General features: G+C 31.7%; 12 protein-coding genes. 7 read left to right on the top strand and 5 right to left on the bottom strand.

What is annotated here, in order from left to right; genetic code table 11:
- Nucleotides 1-432: 432 nt before the first annotated feature.
- The 3 genes from BOW57_RS12785 to htpG form a co-directional block, all read right to left on the bottom strand.
- Nucleotides 433-1,149 carry a DUF4369 domain-containing protein gene (locus BOW57_RS12785; RefSeq protein WP_089057934.1) on the bottom strand — a complete coding sequence of 239 codons (717 nt, stop codon included), beginning with the start codon at nucleotides 1,147-1,149 and terminating at the stop codon, nucleotides 433-435.
- Between the two features lie 129 nt (nucleotides 1,150-1,278).
- Nucleotides 1,279-2,106 (bottom strand): hypothetical protein, encoded by an 828-nt coding sequence (locus BOW57_RS12780; protein ID WP_129054750.1) that lies wholly within the window; start codon nucleotides 2,104-2,106, stop codon nucleotides 1,279-1,281.
- Between the two features lie 120 nt (nucleotides 2,107-2,226).
- Nucleotides 2,227-4,110 (bottom strand): molecular chaperone HtpG, encoded by a 1,884-nt coding sequence (gene htpG / locus BOW57_RS12775; protein WP_129054748.1) that lies wholly within the window; start codon nucleotides 4,108-4,110, stop codon nucleotides 2,227-2,229.
- A gap of 203 nt (nucleotides 4,111-4,313) precedes the next feature.
- Between htpG and BOW57_RS12770 the strand changes: the two genes are divergently transcribed.
- From BOW57_RS12770 to BOW57_RS12760, 3 genes are all read left to right on the top strand, one after another.
- Complete coding sequence (locus tag BOW57_RS12770) at nucleotides 4,314-4,820, top strand: lipocalin family protein (protein WP_164973706.1); 507 nt, start codon at nucleotides 4,314-4,316, stop codon at nucleotides 4,818-4,820.
- 22 nt (nucleotides 4,821-4,842) lie between these two features.
- Complete coding sequence (locus BOW57_RS12765) at nucleotides 4,843-5,538, top strand: OmpA family protein (protein ID WP_089055933.1); 696 nt, start codon at nucleotides 4,843-4,845, stop codon at nucleotides 5,536-5,538.
- 105 nt (nucleotides 5,539-5,643) lie between these two features.
- Nucleotides 5,644-6,594 (top strand): ABC transporter ATP-binding protein, encoded by a 951-nt coding sequence (locus BOW57_RS12760; protein ID WP_089055932.1) that lies wholly within the window; start codon nucleotides 5,644-5,646, stop codon nucleotides 6,592-6,594.
- A gap of 62 nt (nucleotides 6,595-6,656) precedes the next feature.
- Here BOW57_RS12760 and BOW57_RS12755 read toward each other — a convergent pair whose 3' ends face one another.
- Nucleotides 6,657-9,068, bottom strand: a complete 2,412-nt coding sequence (locus tag BOW57_RS12755) for a prolyl oligopeptidase family serine peptidase (RefSeq protein WP_129054746.1) — start codon at nucleotides 9,066-9,068, stop codon at nucleotides 6,657-6,659.
- 265 nt (nucleotides 9,069-9,333) lie between these two features.
- Between BOW57_RS12755 and BOW57_RS12750 the strand changes: the two genes are divergently transcribed.
- A complete protein-coding gene (locus BOW57_RS12750; RefSeq protein ID WP_089055930.1) occupies nucleotides 9,334-10,341 on the top strand; it encodes a 3-oxoacyl-ACP synthase III family protein in 1,008 nt (335 codons plus the stop codon).
- 117 nt (nucleotides 10,342-10,458) lie between these two features.
- Nucleotides 10,459-11,130, top strand: coding sequence for a copper homeostasis protein CutC (locus BOW57_RS12745; RefSeq protein ID WP_129054744.1), 672 nt, complete (start codon nucleotides 10,459-10,461; stop codon nucleotides 11,128-11,130).
- A gap of 92 nt (nucleotides 11,131-11,222) precedes the next feature.
- Here BOW57_RS12745 and BOW57_RS12740 read toward each other — a convergent pair whose 3' ends face one another.
- Nucleotides 11,223-13,643 (bottom strand): TonB-dependent receptor domain-containing protein, encoded by a 2,421-nt coding sequence (locus tag BOW57_RS12740; protein WP_129054742.1) that lies wholly within the window; start codon nucleotides 13,641-13,643, stop codon nucleotides 11,223-11,225.
- Nucleotides 13,644-13,967: 324 nt separating this feature from the next.
- On the opposite strand from BOW57_RS12740, the gene argS reads away from it, so the two are divergent.
- Nucleotides 13,968-15,746, top strand: a complete 1,779-nt coding sequence (argS, locus tag BOW57_RS12735; protein WP_129054740.1) for an arginine--tRNA ligase — start codon at nucleotides 13,968-13,970, stop codon at nucleotides 15,744-15,746.
- 331 nt (nucleotides 15,747-16,077) lie between these two features.
- On the top strand, nucleotides 16,078-16,791 hold the full coding sequence (locus BOW57_RS12730; RefSeq protein WP_129054738.1) for a hypothetical protein: 714 nt from the start codon (nucleotides 16,078-16,080) through the stop codon (nucleotides 16,789-16,791).
- Nucleotides 16,792-17,291: the final 500 nt, after the last annotated feature.

Here is a 17,291-nt window from a genome sequence, read left to right as displayed (position 1 = left end):
AAATGGTTTAAAAATCATTCCTAAAATATATCATGGTATCTCAGCAGTCGAAAGCAACCGTTACGATTTTAGTTTTCAGCTGTTTTAAAGCTGTTTTTTGTTTTTATGCACAAATATTGTATTGGGATGAAAGAAGTTATTTAGAAGCTTTTATTTTATTTAGTAATGTGCTTTTGCTTGATTAAAAAGAAATTTTAATGCTTGTTAGTTATCTCTTTTCGGGTATTCAAGAGATATTTCTTGTGCTTTATAAGAAAAGATGGAAAAGTAGTTAGTATCTCCAGCAGGAGCATTTTAAGAAATAAGGTAGTATATGTATATGACTTTTTATGAGGACTTAAGTGGTGCTGTTGAAACAAATCATTCTTTGTTTTTAAATTTAGTGTATAAAAAAAGGTCCTGAATATTTCAGGACCTTTTTAGTATCAATGATTATTTTTGTTCAGCCTTTTTGATTTCGGCTACATACTTGGTTAATTTTTTTCCGTAAAGCGATTTTGCTACTTTTGGAGTCATTGTTTTTTGGATCGTATCAAGAAATTTAACATTAATATCGTAAATTTCGGCTAGTGCAATATATGGTGCTACTTCATAATCCTTATTGTTAATAGCGAAGTTTGTCGCGTACAAATATTTTCTTTTAATATTTGATTGTTGTTTTGCATCTATACTATCTATTGCTTTTTGATCTTGTCTTTTTATGGCTTTGAATTTCGACTGTACCATAGTAAGGTTTTCATCTATGAAACGAGAGTTTATTTTTTGATATTGTTCATATAACTCCTGATTTTTTGATCCAGTGATTTTTGCACTTGCAATAAAATTATCTAGATTTGTTTCGATGTTGATATTTCCTGGTTCTGCAAAAAATAAAATATTATTGTCTAAAGAATTTGATGTGCCCCGATCTAGAAATAAATACAATACTTCTGGTGATTCTAATTTTATATCTCTTTCAAATGCTGAATTCCCATCAATTTTAATGCTGTCTATTGCAACAAGCGATGTGTCAGCAAATCGTTGAATATAAAGGGTTCCGCTTTTTAAACCTTTTATATTTCCAGTTATATGTAAGTTGTCAGCAGATTCTTTTTTGCTGCATGATGCAAGTAGTGCAAGAGTAACAAAGGCAATAATTGATTTTTTCATTAGTTTTTAGATTTTGGTGCAAAATAAAGAAAATAGTTTGAATGTAATGAATGGGAATTAAATTTTAATAAAAAAAATCCCAATTTATTTCTAAACTGAGATTTGTATATATTTTTAAAAATGAATCGTTTACATTGATAAAATGTAGGCTGTTCCATTTTCGTGTGTATAAGTGTATTTCGTGTCACATTCTAGATTTCCATAATCAATAACACCATTTAAAGAACCGCCGGTAATTTTTAATTTCCCCTTAGAGATAAACTCGCAAGAGTATTTTTTAATTAGAGTTTCTTGAACGGTCAATGTTAAAGATCCACCTTTATCAGTGGTGATAGTGTGTGTTCCTTCTGGGATTTCATAAACATTGTCTTCTAGAACAAGTGGAGTGTCAACACCAGCTGTTTGTCTTACTGTAACAATACCTGAGTTCAGATAAACTCTTCCTGTTAAATCAGTTAGTTTGCCATTAATTACTTTTCGGCTAAATTGAGGAGTAGTCTTAATGGTTGTTGTATTTGTATATTCAATTGTTCCTTCTAGTTTGAGGTTATTTATGGAGTAATCAATTCGTTCAATAGTCATTTTGCTTCCTGTGGCAGTTACTGGGCCTGAAAGAGTAATTTTTAATTTTCCTTTTCTAAGTATTTGATTGTTTGTACAGCCTGAAGTACCATAATCGATATTAAAAATCTTTGGATAAGAATCTTTATTAGAGACCTCGGTTACAACATTGGCGCAAATTACAGGTACACTTTCAGTGATTTTGCCTGTCGAACTGTTATTTGAAGTTACCGCTAATCCGGTTTTTATGTCCATGTCGTTGGTAGCATCAATTAATACTGATGCGACAATAGCACTCGTGTCTGTTTGGTTTGCGATGTTATCATTGTTTGAACATGAAATGTAAAAAAATGTAGAAATGCAAATTACTGCAAATAGAAAAAAAGTTTTTTTCATAGTAGTTTTGTTTAAGGTTAGATTAATAGGGTATTCAAATGTAATAAAAAAAAGTATCACAAAAAAAAATCCCACAGCATTGTGCTGTAGGATTTTAGAGTGAGTTTTTTTTAGGAAAGATTATTTAATCATTTCGAAACTTCTTTTTACAAAAGCGGTTAAAGCTTCTCCTTTTAATAGGTTTTGCGATAATTTAGCTAAATCTAATGCTTGTTTTACCAAGTGCTCTTGATGTGTTTTATCTTCAGTATTTAAGATGCTTGTTGCTAAGTCAGAATTAGTGTTTACAACTAAGTTGTACATTTCTGGCATGTTGTTCATTCCAAACATTCCGCCGCCGCCGCTTTGACTCATTTCTTTCATTCTACGCATAAATTCTGGCTGCGTAATGATAAATGGTGCTGCTTGGCTGTCCATAGCTTCAAGTTGTACACTATATGCTTTTGGGATATAAGCTTCTAAAGATGTTTTTAAAGTTTCTTTTTCTTCGTCAGATAATTTTGAAATCGTGTTTTCATCTTTTTTGATTAGATTATCAATATGATCAGAGTCCACACGAACAAAAGTTAAATCTGTATTGTCGTTTTCAATTTTTTGAATTAAATGCGAAATAATAGGAGAATCTAAAAGTAATACTTCATAGCCTTTTTCTTTTGCAGTTTCAATATAAGAATGTTGTTCTTCTTTGTTTCCTGCATAAAGAACTACAAGTTTGCCATCTTTATTAGTTTGGTTCTCTTTTAATTTTTCTTTTAATTCTTCTAAAGTAAAATAAGTATTATCTACTGTTGGATACAAAACAAATGCACCCGCTTTTTCGTAGAATTTATCTTCAGAAAGCATTCCGTACTCTAGAACAATTTTAATATCGTTCCATTTTGCTTCAAAATCAGCACGGTTTTCGTTAAATAAAGCTTTCAGTTTATCAGCTACTTTACGAGTGATATAGTTTGAAATTTTCTTAACAGCACCATCAGCTTGTAAACCTGAACGAGAAACGTTTAATGGAATATCTGGAGAATCAATTACACCTTTAAGCATTGTTAAGAACTCAGGGACAATTCCTTCTACATTATCGGTAACGTAAACTTGGTTTTGGTACAACTGAATTTTATCTTTTTGAATCTGCATGTCAGAACCTAATTTAGGGAAATATAAAATCCCAGTTAGGTTAAACGGATAATCTACATTTAAGTGGATGTTGAATAATGGCTCTTCAAACTGCATTGGATACAATTCTCTGTAGAAGTTTTTATAATCTTCATCAGATAATTCAGATGGCTGTTTTGTCCAAGCTGGATTTGGGTTATTAATGATGTTGTCAATTTCGACAGTTTCATTTACATAATCTTCTGGAGCATCTTCTGGTTTAGGAAGAGTTTCAGTTCTTGTTCCAAATTTAATTGGAATAGGCATAAACTTGTTATACTTATTCAATAAGCTGCTGATTTTAGAATCTTCTAAAAATTCTAAAGAATCTTCGGCAACGTGAAGGATGATTTCTGTACCACGTGAAGTTTTGTCAGACGGCTCTAAAGTAAATTCAGGGCTTCCGTCGCAAGTCCAGTGAGCTGCAGGTTCATCTTTATATGATTTAGTAATGATTTCTACTTTTTCTGCAACCATAAATGCAGAATAAAAACCAAGACCAAAATGCCCGATAATTCCAGAATCTTTTGCAGAATCTTTGTATTTATCTAAGAATTCTTCCGCTCCTGAAAAAGCAACTTGATTAATGTATTTTTCTACTTCATCAGCAGTCATACCTAGACCTTGGTCGATAATGTGGATTTTTTTTCCTTCTTTATCAACTTTGATTTCAATAATTGGATTTCCGTATTCAACTTTGGCTTCGCCGATGCTGATAAGATGTTTTAATTTTAAAGTGGCATCGGTTCCATTTGAAACCAGCTCACGAAGAAAAATTTCGTGATCGCTGTATAAAAACTTTTTGATTAAGGGAAAGATGTTTTCTACCGAAACATTAATTTTACCTGTTGTCATATTTTTTAATTTTTTGAGTTTAACTTGATGATTTTCATTCCGTCAAATAAAATACCAATTGCTTTTAAGGTGACAAATTGTCGCAAGTGTTAATTTTGAAAGAAAATAAATGGATTCTAAAACAAATTTTGTCGGCACGAATCGTATATTTGTGGTATAATAATTGTTAAACGAGTAAGTATTAACTTAAATAATGTAACAAAATGAAGAAAATTATTTTCATTTGCATGGTTGCCGCTACGTTTTTTGCGTGTAAATCAGCTTCGTCTACAACGGCTTCTTCTAATGAAGCACCAACGCTTTCGACTAAACTTGATCGACCGACTCAAGTTGCACTTAAAGGAAATTGGGTACTTACTAATGTGTCTTATCCAGGCTCTGATTATATCAAAGTTACTTCTTTTGATCTTGCAGATTCTAAGTGTTTTATAGGTAGTACTTGGAGTTTTATCTCAAATAATAATAAAGGTACGATGGCTTTAACGTCTCCAAGCTGTACAGGTTTTACTTCTCCAATTGTTTGGAGTATTAATAATCAAGGACTTTTTGTACTTAAAATTGTTGATCCGGGAACAAAATCAAAAAATGTTAAATCAGGATATTTACTAAAAGTTGCAGGACTTACTGATAATTCATTTCAGTTAATTGATAACATTAATGTTGGTGGACAAGTAACAGATGTTACTTACCAATTTCAGAGAGCTAATTAATTTATAATAAAAAAGGAAAAAAATGAAAAAGATAACAGTTTTAGGATTAAGTAGCTTACTTGTATTAGTTAGTTTATTTACAAGCTGCGATTCAGTGCAAAATGCTAATAATACACAAAAAGGCGCTGGAATTGGAGTAGTTGCTGGTGGACTTATTGGTGGTATTTTAGGGAATAACTTAGGACATGGCGGTAATGCTGCTTTAGGTGCTGCTATTGGTGCTGCCGTTGGTGGTGGAACTGGTGCTCTTATTGGAAACAAAATGGATAAACAGGCTCGTGAGATCGATCAGGCTTTGCCAGGTGCAGATGTTGAAAGAGTTGGTGAAGGAATTCACTTGACTTTGAATGAAAATGCTGTTCGTTTTGATACTAATAAATCAACTCTTACTGCTCAGGCAAAAGCGAACTTAGATAAATTAGTTCCTGTGTTTAATGCTTATGGTGATACTGATATTCAGATTTTTGGTTATACAGATAATACTGGTAAACCAGAATATAACTTAACACTTTCAGGACAAAGAGCTGCTTCGGTACAAGCTTATTTAGTTTCTAAAGGATTAAAATCAAGCCGTTTTAAAACTTCAGGTTTAGGTATTGTTGATCCTATTGCAACAAACGATACTCCGGAAGGAAGGGCTCAAAACCGTCGTGTAGAATTCTCTATTACTGCAAACGATAAAATGGTTAACGATGCAAAAGCAGAAGCTGGAAAATAATTTCAGATAAAATAAAATATAAAAAAAGCTGTTTCTTAATTGATGCAGCTTTTTTTTTGACATTAGAAATTAAACATTGTAAATTTGGAGTTTCAAATACAACCCATGCTTGACATTCAGAATATCTCTTTTACGTATACCGATAAACCCGTTATTAAAGACGTTTCTTTTACTATAAACAAAGGTGAGAATATTGCTATTATTGGCGAGAGCGGCTGTGGAAAAAGCACGCTGTTAAAACTTATATATGGTTTATATAATCTAGACGAGGGAAAAATGTTTTATGGTGAAAAACCAATTTTAGGACCAAAGTATAATTTGATTCCAGGTATGCCATTTATGAAATATCTGGCGCAGGATTTTGACTTATCTCCATACGAAACCGTGGCTGAAAATGTAGGGAAGTTCCTGTCGAATGGTTTTGCTAATATGAAAAAACTTCGTGTTCAGGAATTATTAGAAATGGTTGAAATGGAATCGTTCTCTAATGTTAAAGCAAAATTTTTGAGCGGTGGTCAGCAGCAGCGAGTTGCTTTGGTAAGAGTTTTGGCTTTAGAACCTGAAGTTATCTTGTTAGACGAACCTTTTAGTCAGATCGATGCTTTTCGTAAAAATGCTTTACGTCGTAATTTATTTCGTTATTTAAAACAAAAAGGAATTACCTGTATTATTGCAACTCACGACAGCACAGATGCTTTGTCATTTGCAGATGAAGCAATTGTTATGCGTCACGGAGAAATAATTGTAAAAGATAATCCAACAAAAATATATGAGGATCCTGAAACTAAATATGTTGCTTCATTATTTGGTGAAGTAAATGAAATTGCAACACATTTATTACTTCCTTATGAAGATGAAACGCATAAAACATTAGTTTATCCACACCAGTTTAAAATGGTTTCGGAATCTAAACTACCTGTAAAAATTAGAAGAACTTATTTTAGAGGGAGTCATTTTTTAATTGAAACGGTTTATAAAAGGCAGTTAGTGTTTTTTGAAAGTGAAATAGATCTCCCGTTAGAGCAAGAAATATTTCTTGGTTTGAATTACTTGTAAAATATAAAACCCGATAGATTTTAAAATCTATCGGGTTTATTTTTATAATCGATTATAGCGATTTATTTTTTCAAATACTTTTCTAAAAACTGATCTTGTTCCCAAAGTAAGTGCAGAATGTTTTCTTTAGCAACATAACTGTGTGATTCTTTCGGTAAAATTACCATTCTAGCTGGAGCACCCAAACCTTTTAAAGCTTGAAAATAACGCTCAGTCTGCAAAGTAAAAGTTCCAGGATTGTTATCAGCTTCACCGTGAACTAATAATAATGGTGTTTTCATTTTATCAGCGTTCATAAACGGAGACATAGTATTGTAAACTTCAGGAACTTCCCAGTAGTTTCTTTGTTCAGTTTGAAATCCAAACGGAGTAAGCGTTCTGTTGTAAGCACCACTTCTTGCAATTCCGCACGCAAATAAATTAGAATGTGTTAATAAATTTGCCGTCATAAATGCACCGTAAGAATGCCCTCCAACAGCCACTTTTTTACGATCAATATATCCTAAAGCGTCAACAGCATCAATTGCAGCTGCAGCGTTGTCTACTAACTGAGAGATAAAATTGTCATTTGGTTCTGTTGTTCCTTCTCCAATAATTGGAAAAGCAGCATCATCAAGAACTACATATCCTTTTGTTACCCAATATACAAATGATCCATAATATGGAAATGTAAATTCGTTAGAGTTTTGGGTTGATTGACTTGCACTGTTTCTGTCTTTATATTCAGCAGGATAAGCCCAGATTAATAAAGGCATTTTCTCTTTTTTAGCTTTGTCATAACCAACAGGCAGATATAAAGTTCCAGAAAGTTCTAATCCATCCTTACGTTTGTATTTGATTACTTCTTTACTAACATCTTTAATACTTTCAAATGGATTTTTAAAAGTAGTAATAGGTGTTATACTGTTTTGTTTTTTGATATTTCTAAAGTAGTAATTTGGATATTCACTCTTAGATTGAATTTGAACTAAAACTTTTCCAGTTTTAAAGTCTTCAATTTCGATTAAATCTTCTTTCTTGTCTTTGTACGGAGAAGTATAAATACGTTTTGATTTTAAAGTTTTTAAATTGAACTCATCAATAAAAGGAAACTGTCCTTCCTTTGTATATCCGTCACCAATTCGGTAAGCATTGTCTTTTTCGATTGCTAAAACTTGTTTATTGTATTGATTCTTTTTAGTTTCAAAAGCTCCTGGATCTGAATAAACATCTTGTTGGTTTCTATCAGTAACTACTTTTGGCTGCTGTCCTGGATTTGACGGATTGATTAGGTATGTTTTAGTGTTACGAGTGTCATACCATTCGTCAGTAATAAAAGCAATGTTATCGTTCCCCCAAGTAATATAACCATAGCGTTGAGGAAGTTTTACTAATGTAGTTGCATCATTTGTAAATGGAGCTTCCCAAAGAAAAACTTCATCTCTAAAATCTACTTTGTTTGCTGGGTTACCTTCGTCTAAAGCTTCTACATAAGATAAAGTTGCAGGTTTGTCATTTCTCCATGCCATTTCTCTTTTTCCTTTGCGAACAGCCATAAAACCTTTTGGCATGATTTCGTTTAAAGGAACTTCGTTAACCGTTTTAATTTCTTTTCCTCTTACGTCATAAACAACTGTTTTAGATGGAAATCTGTTTAATGGAACTACATACGAAAAAGGTTTTTGAATAGTAGTCAGCATTATATAATTACCATCAGGAGAAATTCTTTCACCGGCAAACATAGCCGCTTCTTTATATAAAGTGGTATCTCCATTTAGTTTTACCTTATATAATTCAGATGTAATTATGTTTTCAAAATTAGCCTCATCATTTTTGTTTTTCAACATATCAGGATAAGTTCTATTTTGAGATTTTTCTCCAGAAGTGTTAGAGATAATTGGACCAGTTGGTAAATCTTTTTTAGAATCTAATAGAGGTTGTCTGTTTTTTGGCAGCATTTTTACCAAAATAGTTTCATTGTCTAAAAACCAGCTGAAAGGATTTCCAAGATTTGCATTTACATTTGCTTCAGTAAGTTTTTTTGCTTGAGCTGTTGCAACATCTAGTACCCAAAGTTCAACACCAGAGTTTGTGGTGTGAGAGAATAAGACTTTTTGGTCATTTGGAGACCAAAGTATATTGCTTATTTTAGGATTGTTTGGCAGTCCTGAAACCTGAGTTTCATCTTTTCCACTTATTTTTCTAACTTTTAAATTGGTTACATAAGTAACAGTACTCGAAATATTAGTAATAGGATTGATTCTTAAACCTGCTAAACGAAGTTCCTCTTGATTTAAATCATCAAGCGTTTTGTATGTATCTCGATACAATAAGAGCATATTTTCTTTTTTTGTATCCATAGATACGGTTGGAGCTCTTTGGTAATCAGCTAAATCAAGAATAGATTTAGAGGGTTTTTGATACGTTAAATTTTCTTGTGCAAAAGAAAATAAACCAAGGTGTAAAAGTAAGAATAGAGTAACCTTTAATTTCATGATTTGGATTTTTTGGATTTGAATTAAGAACACATAAAAATGTTTGTCTAAGATACAGTAGTCTTGTTACATTTTATAGGTTATTTTTCATTCTTTTCAGTTATTTGTTTAAAATGATGTTTAATTGAGAATTAAATGTTTTTAAATAGTCTTATAATTAAAAGATATTAAACTGATAATTACGAAAAAAAGACTAATTTGTATGCTAATTTTTTAAAGTATACTTAAATTTGCATTCTAAATTTTTAACAAATAATAAAAGAATATGTATCATTCAAAAATAGCGGGCTTAGGATATTATGTTCCTTCAAATGTCGTGACAAATGATGATTTGTCTAAGATTATAGATACCAATGATGAATGGATTCAGGAGCGTACCGGAATTCAGGAAAGAAGACATATCATTCGTGGAGAAGATACTACAACTTCAATGGGAGTGAAAGCTGCTAAAATTGCAATTGAGCGTTCTGGTGTAGCCAAAGAAGATATAGATTTTGTGGTTTTTGCGACATTAAGTCCAGATTACTATTTTCCAGGACCTGGAGTTTTAGTACAACGTGATTTAGGATTAAGAACAGTAGGGGCTTTAGATGTTAGAAATCAATGTTCTGGATTTGTGTATGCTCTTTCGGTTGCAGATCAGTATATTAAAACCGGAATGTATAAAAATATTTTGGTAATAGGTTCTGAAGTGCATTCAACAGGACTAGATATGACAACCCGCGGACGCGGAGTTTCAGTTATTTTTGGAGATGGAGCCGGAGCAGCTGTTTTAAGTCGTGAAGAAGATTTGACGAAAGGAATTTTATCAACACATTTGCACTCAGAAGGACAGCATGCCGAAGAATTGGCTTTGCAGGCGCCGGGAATGGGAGCACGTTGGGTAACAGATATTATTGCTGATAATGATCCGAATGACGAAAGTTATTATCCGTATATGAACGGACAGTTTGTATTCAAGAATGCCGTAGTTCGTTTTGCTGAAGTAATAAATGAAGGTTTAGAAGCAAATGGTTTGCAGGTTTCAGATATTGATATGTTGATTCCGCATCAGGCAAATTTGAGAATTTCACAATTTATTCAAAATAAATTCAAATTATCAGACGATCAAGTTCATAATAACATTCAAAAGTACGGAAATACAACCGCCGCATCTATTCCAATAGCTTTGACAGAAGCTTGGGAACAAGGTAAGATTAAATCTGGAGATACTGTAGTTTTAGCTGCTTTTGGAAGTGGATTTACTTGGGCTAGTGCAATCATTAAATGGTAAATTAATTCATCTTGCATTATATTTTGAAAACCTGCTTCATTTTGGAGCAGGTTTTTTTATAAATTGCGTATTTAAACCTGTTAGGTTTCTTTTGACGAAAAATAGATTTAAAATAAAATGAAAAAAAATCAACTAGAAATAGCCTGTTTCAATTATGAATCGGCAATAATCGCACAAGAAAATGGTGCTGACCGAATTGAATTGTGTGATAATATACAGCTTGGCGGAACAACTCCCAATACTATATCAGCAGTAAGAGTTCGTGAAAAACTGAGCATAAAAATGCATGTAATTATACGACCACGCGGAGGAAATTTTGTTTATACCGATGATGAGTTTGTCGAAATGAAACAAGACATAAAACAGTTTAAAAAATTAGGAGTTGACGGTTTTGTTTTTGGAATTTTGAATGAAGATGGAAGTGTAAATAAAAAACAAAATCAAGAGCTGGTTAATTTGGCAGGTTCACTTTCGTGTACTTTCCACCGTGCTTTTGATGTTGTCAATGATTTTGAGCAATCGCTTGAAGATGTTATTGCGTGTGGTTTTAATACAATTCTAACTTCTGGACGAGGAAAAAATGTTGAAGAAGGTATTTTTGATTTGGTATTGATTCAAAAACTGGCAAAAGATCGCATTGAAATTATGCCCGGCGGTGGATTGCGATCTTCGAATATTAAATTGCTTCAAGATAAACTAGCGCCGACTTTTTATCATTCATCAGCAATTACAGATAATACGGAAACTGCAAATCCAGAAGAAGTAAAAGAATTAAAAAACTTTTTGTAGCTAAATAAAAAGCCTGAAGTTGGCAAACTTCAGGCTTTTTTTCTACAAGTAATTATTTAAAAAATATTAAAATAGATCTAATAAAAGCGGGATTAGAACATTCCGCCGCCGCCTTTATTAGTATTGTCTTCTCTTTGTTTACGTTGTAAGTTTTTAATTTTTGCACCTCCAAAGTTGTACGTTAAACCTAAATAAACGGTTTGACTTTCCCATGTAAATTGTCCCAATTGAGGGTAAGGATACATCGTATCAAAAGCATATTTCATAGTGTTGAAAACGTCATTAAAACGTAAACTTATATTCATTTTGTTGTTTAATAAAGTATAACGAGAACCTATGTCCATTTTATACATTTCATGGCTGTTGTTTTGAAGTCCGTCTGTAGCACCTCTATAGAAACCAAATAATAAAAAGCTTAAACGTTTGTTTACTTTAAAGTTTGAATTCATACGACCATTAAATGCCGCAACCGTAATTTTTCGTTCAAGCGGATTACTTTTTTTGGTTACAGGATCATATAAAAATACTATTCCTTCTTGGTTAATGCTCGAAAAGTCAATAGATGGTTGAATATCCCACCATTTTGTAATTTTATAATTAAACGAAGCTTCAAAACCGTAAGCAGTATTGTTATCGTAGTTCGTAAAAGTCATAATTTGTTTTTCACCACTTGCATCTGCTGGGTCTGGATATAAAATTCTACTAATTTGATCATTAATGCTTCTTACAAAAACACCAGCAGTAAAACTTCCTTTTTCAAGTGTTTTTGTATAATTTACCTCTACAGAATTGGTGAATTGAGGTCTTAGTTCAGGATTTCCTAAAGAAGTAACTAATGGAGTTGCAAACTCACGAATAGGTTTTGTCTGCTCTAAACTCGGACGGTCAACACGACGGCTGTAACTAAATTGTAAAGTGTTTTTCTCATTTAAGTTATAGGTTAAATATGCAGATGGGTATAATGTGATATAATCATCATCAAATTTATCTTTACCATAGTTCAAATTAGCGGCTACTTTATAGCTTTCAAAACGAGCTCCAACTTGATAGCTGAATTTTTTAAATTTTTGCCCAAAAGTTACATACGCTGAGTATATATCAGTATCGTAAGTATAATTTGAAACTCGATCAGCAATTGGCATTAAAGGATTTCCTGTTGTATAATCGTTATCTGTTCTAGTAAGTCTGGCCTCAGCACCAGCTTCAAGTGTTGTTTTTTCGTTTAATGGATTTACGTAATCAAGGTTCAAAGTGGTTAATTTTCGTGTACCTTTTATGTAATCATTGAAAATAATACTGCTTGAAGTATTATCAAGTTTAGTTGTTTTTGTATCAAAAGAAGCATATTGGTCTTCTTTATTATCACTATAATTTCCTTCAAAATCTAAAGTATGTCCTTCTTTTTTAAAGATGTGTTTGTAGGCTAAATTATAAGTTCCAACTTGATCAGGCCCTGAATATGATGATTTCTGAAAAATGTTGTAAATGTCAGAATCTGCTACGTTATTATAATCAATATCAGTATTTACAAAGCCTTTACCATTTGATTTATTTTGGTTGGTGTAAATAGATAAAGTATTATGATCATCAATTAAATAATCCATACCAATTTTATACAAATAAGAGTCATTATCATTTAGAACGTCAATATTTTGTACAATATTTTGATCTAATCGTCTCATAAAACCTTCATTTTGATATTTACCAAAATTCTGTCCAACATTTCCAAAGAAATTTACTTTTCCAGTTTTATAATTTAAATCTAAAGATTGGTTGTATTTTGCTGTTTCTCCAAAAGTAATACCTCCGCTGTAGCTTCCATTAAAACCAGTATTTGCATTTTTGTGCAAAATGATATTGATGATTCCAGACATTCCTTCTGGATTGTATTTTGCACTTGGGTTTGTAATTAATTCAATTTTTTTGATTGAAGTAGATGGAATTTGTTTTAACAATTGTGCTGGGTCAATATTTGAAGGTCTTCCGTCAATTAAAACACGAACATTATCATTTCCGCGTAGCGAAAGTTTTCCATCCTGATCTACATTTACAGACGGGATATTGTTCATAATATCTGATGCAGAAGCCCCGGCAGTTGTTAAATCTTTACCAACATTAACTACTTTTCTATCGATTTTTTGTTCGATTGTAGAACGCTCGGCAACAATGTTTACGCCTTTTAATTGCGTTGCTTCTTCTTCAAGAGAAACATTTACCGTTGCAGATTTCTTGTTTTCACTTAAAATGATTGAACCAATATATTTTCTAAAACCGATATATTGAATTTCAATAGTATAACTTTTTAAAGTTAAGTTTTTAAAAGTAAAGTCTCCGTTGTCATCTGTGTTTACGCCCGAAACAACTTTTCCGTTATCTTTAATCGATACCGTAGCATAAGAGATAGGTGCGTTATTAGATTTTTCAGTAATTTTTCCAGAGACCGTTCCTGAATTTTGAGCTTGTACTGTCGAGATTACACCTAGTAACGCCAACAGAAAGAATTTTAGTTTCATAATGTGATAATGATTATTTTGATTGATTGATGATGTGATTGTTTTTGTTTATTTTACTCTTTTTGTTTTTCATAATAAATTCGAAGTCCCTTATTAAGACTCTTTAGTCAGCGATATGTTACAGAAAAAAAGTTAAAAAAATATATGATTTTATGAATGCTTCTGTTTTGTAAGGGATTAAGGTTTTTATTTTTTGATAATTTTAACACTTGAAAGCAAGTAGGTTTTAAGAAATTCTAATAGTTATATAGTATTTTATATGTTATTCATTTTCTGTTATTGATGAATAAGCAGTATCTTTGCTCACTTTAAAAATAAGTTTACATGTCATTATCACAAATTCTTACACCTTCTATACAAAAAGCAATACAAGCATTATTTGACGTTACAGTTGATAAAATCGAATTTCAAACTACTAGAAAAGAGTTTGAAGGCGATATTACAATGGTGATTTTTCCTTTGGTAAAAGTTATTAAAAGCAATCCTGCGGAATTAGGTAATAAAATTGGAAATTATCTTGTTGAAAATGTTTCAGAAGTTGCTCGTTTCAATGTGGTTTCTGGTTTCTTGAATATTGTAATATCAGACAGTTATTATTTGAATTTCTTTAATGATATAAAAGACAATTCTAAATTTGGATATGTAACTCCAAATGCTGAAGATAAGGCAATTATGGTCGAATATTCTTCGCCAAATACAAATAAGCCTTTACACTTAGGTCACGTGCGTAACAATTTGTTAGGATATTCTGTGGCTGAAATTATTAAAGCTTCAGGAAAAAAAGTTTATAAAACACAAATCATCAACGATCGCGGAATTCATATCTGTAAATCGATGCTGGCTTGGGAAAAATTTGGAAACGGAGAAACTCCCGAAAGTTCAAATTTAAAAGGAGATAAATTAGTTGGTAAATATTACGTTGAATTTGACAAAGCTTACAAAGCAGAAATTAATCAATTAATAGAAACTGGTAAAACCGAAGAAGAAGCAAAAAAACAAGCACCAATTATTATTGAAGCACAAGAAATGCTTAAAAAATGGGAAGCTGGAGATGAGAAAGTTATTGCTCTTTGGAAAAAAATGAACCAATGGGTTTATGACGGTTTTGCTGTAACATACTCTAACCTTGGAGTTAATTTTGATAAATACTATTACGAAAGCAATACTTATTTATTAGGGAAAGATGTTGTTCAAGTAGGTCTTGATAAAGGCGTTTTTGAAAAAGATCCTGACGGTTCTGTTTGGATTGATTTGACAGATGAAGGTTTAGATCGTAAAATTGTATTACGTTCTGATGGAACTGCTGTTTATATGACGCAAGATATTGGAACAGCAATTCAGCGTGTTAAAGACATGCCGGATGTTGGCGGTATGGTTTATACCGTTGGAAACGAGCAAGATTATCATTTTAAAGTTTTGTTTTTAATCCTTAAAAAATTAGGATTTGATTGGGCGTCAAGCTTATATCATTTATCATACGGAATGGTTGATTTACCTTCCGGAAAAATGAAAAGCCGTGAAGGAACTGTTGTTGATGCAGATGATTTGATGCAGGATATGGCAGATACCGCAAAACAAATCTCGGAAGATCTCGGGAAGTTAAATAGTTACTCTGATGAGGAGAAAGCTAAATTGTATAAAACAATCGGTCTTGGGGCATTAAAGTATTATATTTTAAAAGTAGATCCTAAAAAACGTATTTTGTTTAATCCTGAAGAATCTGTTGATTTTGCTGGAAATACTGGTCCGTTTATTCAATATACTTATGCAAGAATCCAATCAATCATTCGTAAAGCCGATTTTGATTTTTTGGCTAAATCACAGATTGAAGAAATGCACGAAAAAGAAAAAGAACTCGTAAAACAAATCGAGCTTTTTCCTGAGATAATTCAAAATGCAGCACAAAATCACAGCCCGGCATTAATTGCAAACTATACCTACGATTTAGTAAAAGAATACAATTCGTTCTATCAATCAGTTCATATTTTAGGTGAAGTAGATTTGACGAAAAAAATATTCAGAGTACAGCTTTCACAAAAAGTTGCCGAAGTTATTAAATCTGCATTTACACTATTAGGGATTGAAGTTCCTGAAAGAATGTAGTTGAATAAAACCTATTAAAAAGCTGATAATTGGAAACAATTATCAGCTTTTTTTTTGAATTAATTTGATAACTAGTGTTTTGAAAAATGTACAAAAGTTAAAGTTATTGTTAGTGAAATGTTATGAATAGTATGCCTGAATTTTCGTGTAAAAAAATAAATTATGGCTTGTATATATCGTTTTTATAATTATGTTTACAGTAGGAAAATGATTGTCAATTGTAATTAAAAACATGATTTTTTTTTAGGAAGATAATCTTCCTTTTGTGTTGTAAAAATAAAGCGAGGAAGCCGAAAATCGTGAGAGTAGGCACAATTCTAAAACCAAAACAATGATTAAAAAACCGTTACTTTTTATGATGCTTTTTGTTGCATTTACCGCAGCGAAAGCACAAAATTTAATTTCCCCATCTTATGGATTTTCACACAGTAAAACAGCGTATATAACTTTGGCTGACGGAACTGAAATTAATGGAACTATTAGAGATATTGACAGAGACAAAGGATTAATTGAATTCATCAAATTGCAAGATGGAGCTGGAAAAAAACACAAACTAAAACCAGAAGATATTAAGTTTATGTATTTACCGCCAAGCGGACTTGATAATTTAGGAAAAAAACTAAATTTTCTTGAAGATTTCAAAAAGTGGAATGATGAGAAATTAAATCAAGATTTCTTAAACCAAGGTTACGCTTATTTTGAAACTGCTGACGTAAAAGTTAAAAAGAAAAATTCAAAATTATTAATGCAGCTTTTAAATCCTGGATTTAGTAAAGACGTAAAAGTATACTGCGACCCTTATGCAAAAGAAACTACATCTTTAGGAGTAGGAGGAGTTAAATTTGTTGGTGGAGATGCAAAATCATATTATGTTGCTAAAAAAGATTCTCCAGCATTTTTATTAAAGAAAAAAGATTATAAAAAAGAATTTCAACCATTATGGGGAAGCTGTCAAAAAGTGATTTCTGATAATCCTGAGCCAAAATGGACAGATTTGACTAAACATATCGTTACTTATTCTGAGTGTGTTGATCCAAGCAAATAATTAGCGAAAACATTTTTAAATTATATAAAGCCAATAGTTGAAAAACTATTGGCTTTTTTTGTTTCGTTACTACAGTAAAAAGAGTGAAGAACGTCAATATAAGTATTGTTTTATATTTATATTTTAATTTTGTAGGAAAAGACTTTTATTTTTGTTATATTTGCTTCAGAAATCAAAAGAACAAATTTTGTTTGGTAATGTAAGACTCCCTTCTTACAATTATTATGTTTTGTTCTTTACAGCAAAACAACTATCTCTATAAAAAATCCGCTTTTTTTATCGTCAAATGTAGGATGAAAATATCTTCCTTATATCCGTTTTGGTCTATTTGAATTAGTAACACTTTTAGCGTAAAATGGTAAGGATTTAAAACCGTCTAAATTTTTAGACGGTTTTTTTAGGTTTTCTGCAGTGCTTTTTCATTTTGTTAAGTACACTATTAAAAAATGTACTGATTTTATTAATAGGCTAGATTCTTTTCTTTTCCCTATCCACTTCAT

Source organism: Flavobacterium sp. YO64 (assembly GCF_004119505.1).
GTDB classification, from domain to species: domain Bacteria; phylum Bacteroidota; class Bacteroidia; order Flavobacteriales; family Flavobacteriaceae; genus Flavobacterium; species Flavobacterium oncorhynchi.
The sequence above is the reverse complement of the archived record's forward strand: the minus strand, read 5'-3'. Positions and strand labels throughout refer to the sequence as shown.

Excerpts from the sequence above, each read along its gene's own strand:
- BOW57_RS12740 (WP_129054742.1), bottom strand. The coding sequence starts at position 13,643 with ATGAAACTAAAATTCTTTCTGTTGGCGTTACTAGGTGTAATCTCGACA.
- BOW57_RS12760 (WP_089055932.1), top strand. The coding sequence starts at position 5,644 with ATGCTTGACATTCAGAATATCTCTTTTACGTATACCGATAAACCCGTT.
- BOW57_RS12755 (WP_129054746.1), bottom strand. The coding sequence starts at position 9,068 with ATGAAATTAAAGGTTACTCTATTCTTACTTTTACACCTTGGTTTATTT.
- BOW57_RS12770 (WP_164973706.1), top strand. The coding sequence starts at position 4,314 with ATGAAGAAAATTATTTTCATTTGCATGGTTGCCGCTACGTTTTTTGCG.
- BOW57_RS12745 (WP_129054744.1), top strand. The coding sequence starts at position 10,459 with ATGAAAAAAAATCAACTAGAAATAGCCTGTTTCAATTATGAATCGGCA.
- BOW57_RS12785 (WP_089057934.1), bottom strand. The coding sequence starts at position 1,149 with ATGAAAAAATCAATTATTGCCTTTGTTACTCTTGCACTACTTGCATCA.
- BOW57_RS12730 (WP_129054738.1), top strand. The coding sequence starts at position 16,078 with ATGATTAAAAAACCGTTACTTTTTATGATGCTTTTTGTTGCATTTACC.
- BOW57_RS12765 (WP_089055933.1), top strand. The coding sequence starts at position 4,843 with ATGAAAAAGATAACAGTTTTAGGATTAAGTAGCTTACTTGTATTAGTT.
- BOW57_RS12780 (WP_129054750.1), bottom strand. The coding sequence starts at position 2,106 with ATGAAAAAAACTTTTTTTCTATTTGCAGTAATTTGCATTTCTACATTT.
- BOW57_RS12750 (WP_089055930.1), top strand. The coding sequence starts at position 9,334 with ATGTATCATTCAAAAATAGCGGGCTTAGGATATTATGTTCCTTCAAAT.
- argS (WP_129054740.1), top strand. The coding sequence starts at position 13,968 with ATGTCATTATCACAAATTCTTACACCTTCTATACAAAAAGCAATACAA.
- htpG (WP_129054748.1), bottom strand. The coding sequence starts at position 4,110 with ATGACAACAGGTAAAATTAATGTTTCGGTAGAAAACATCTTTCCCTTA.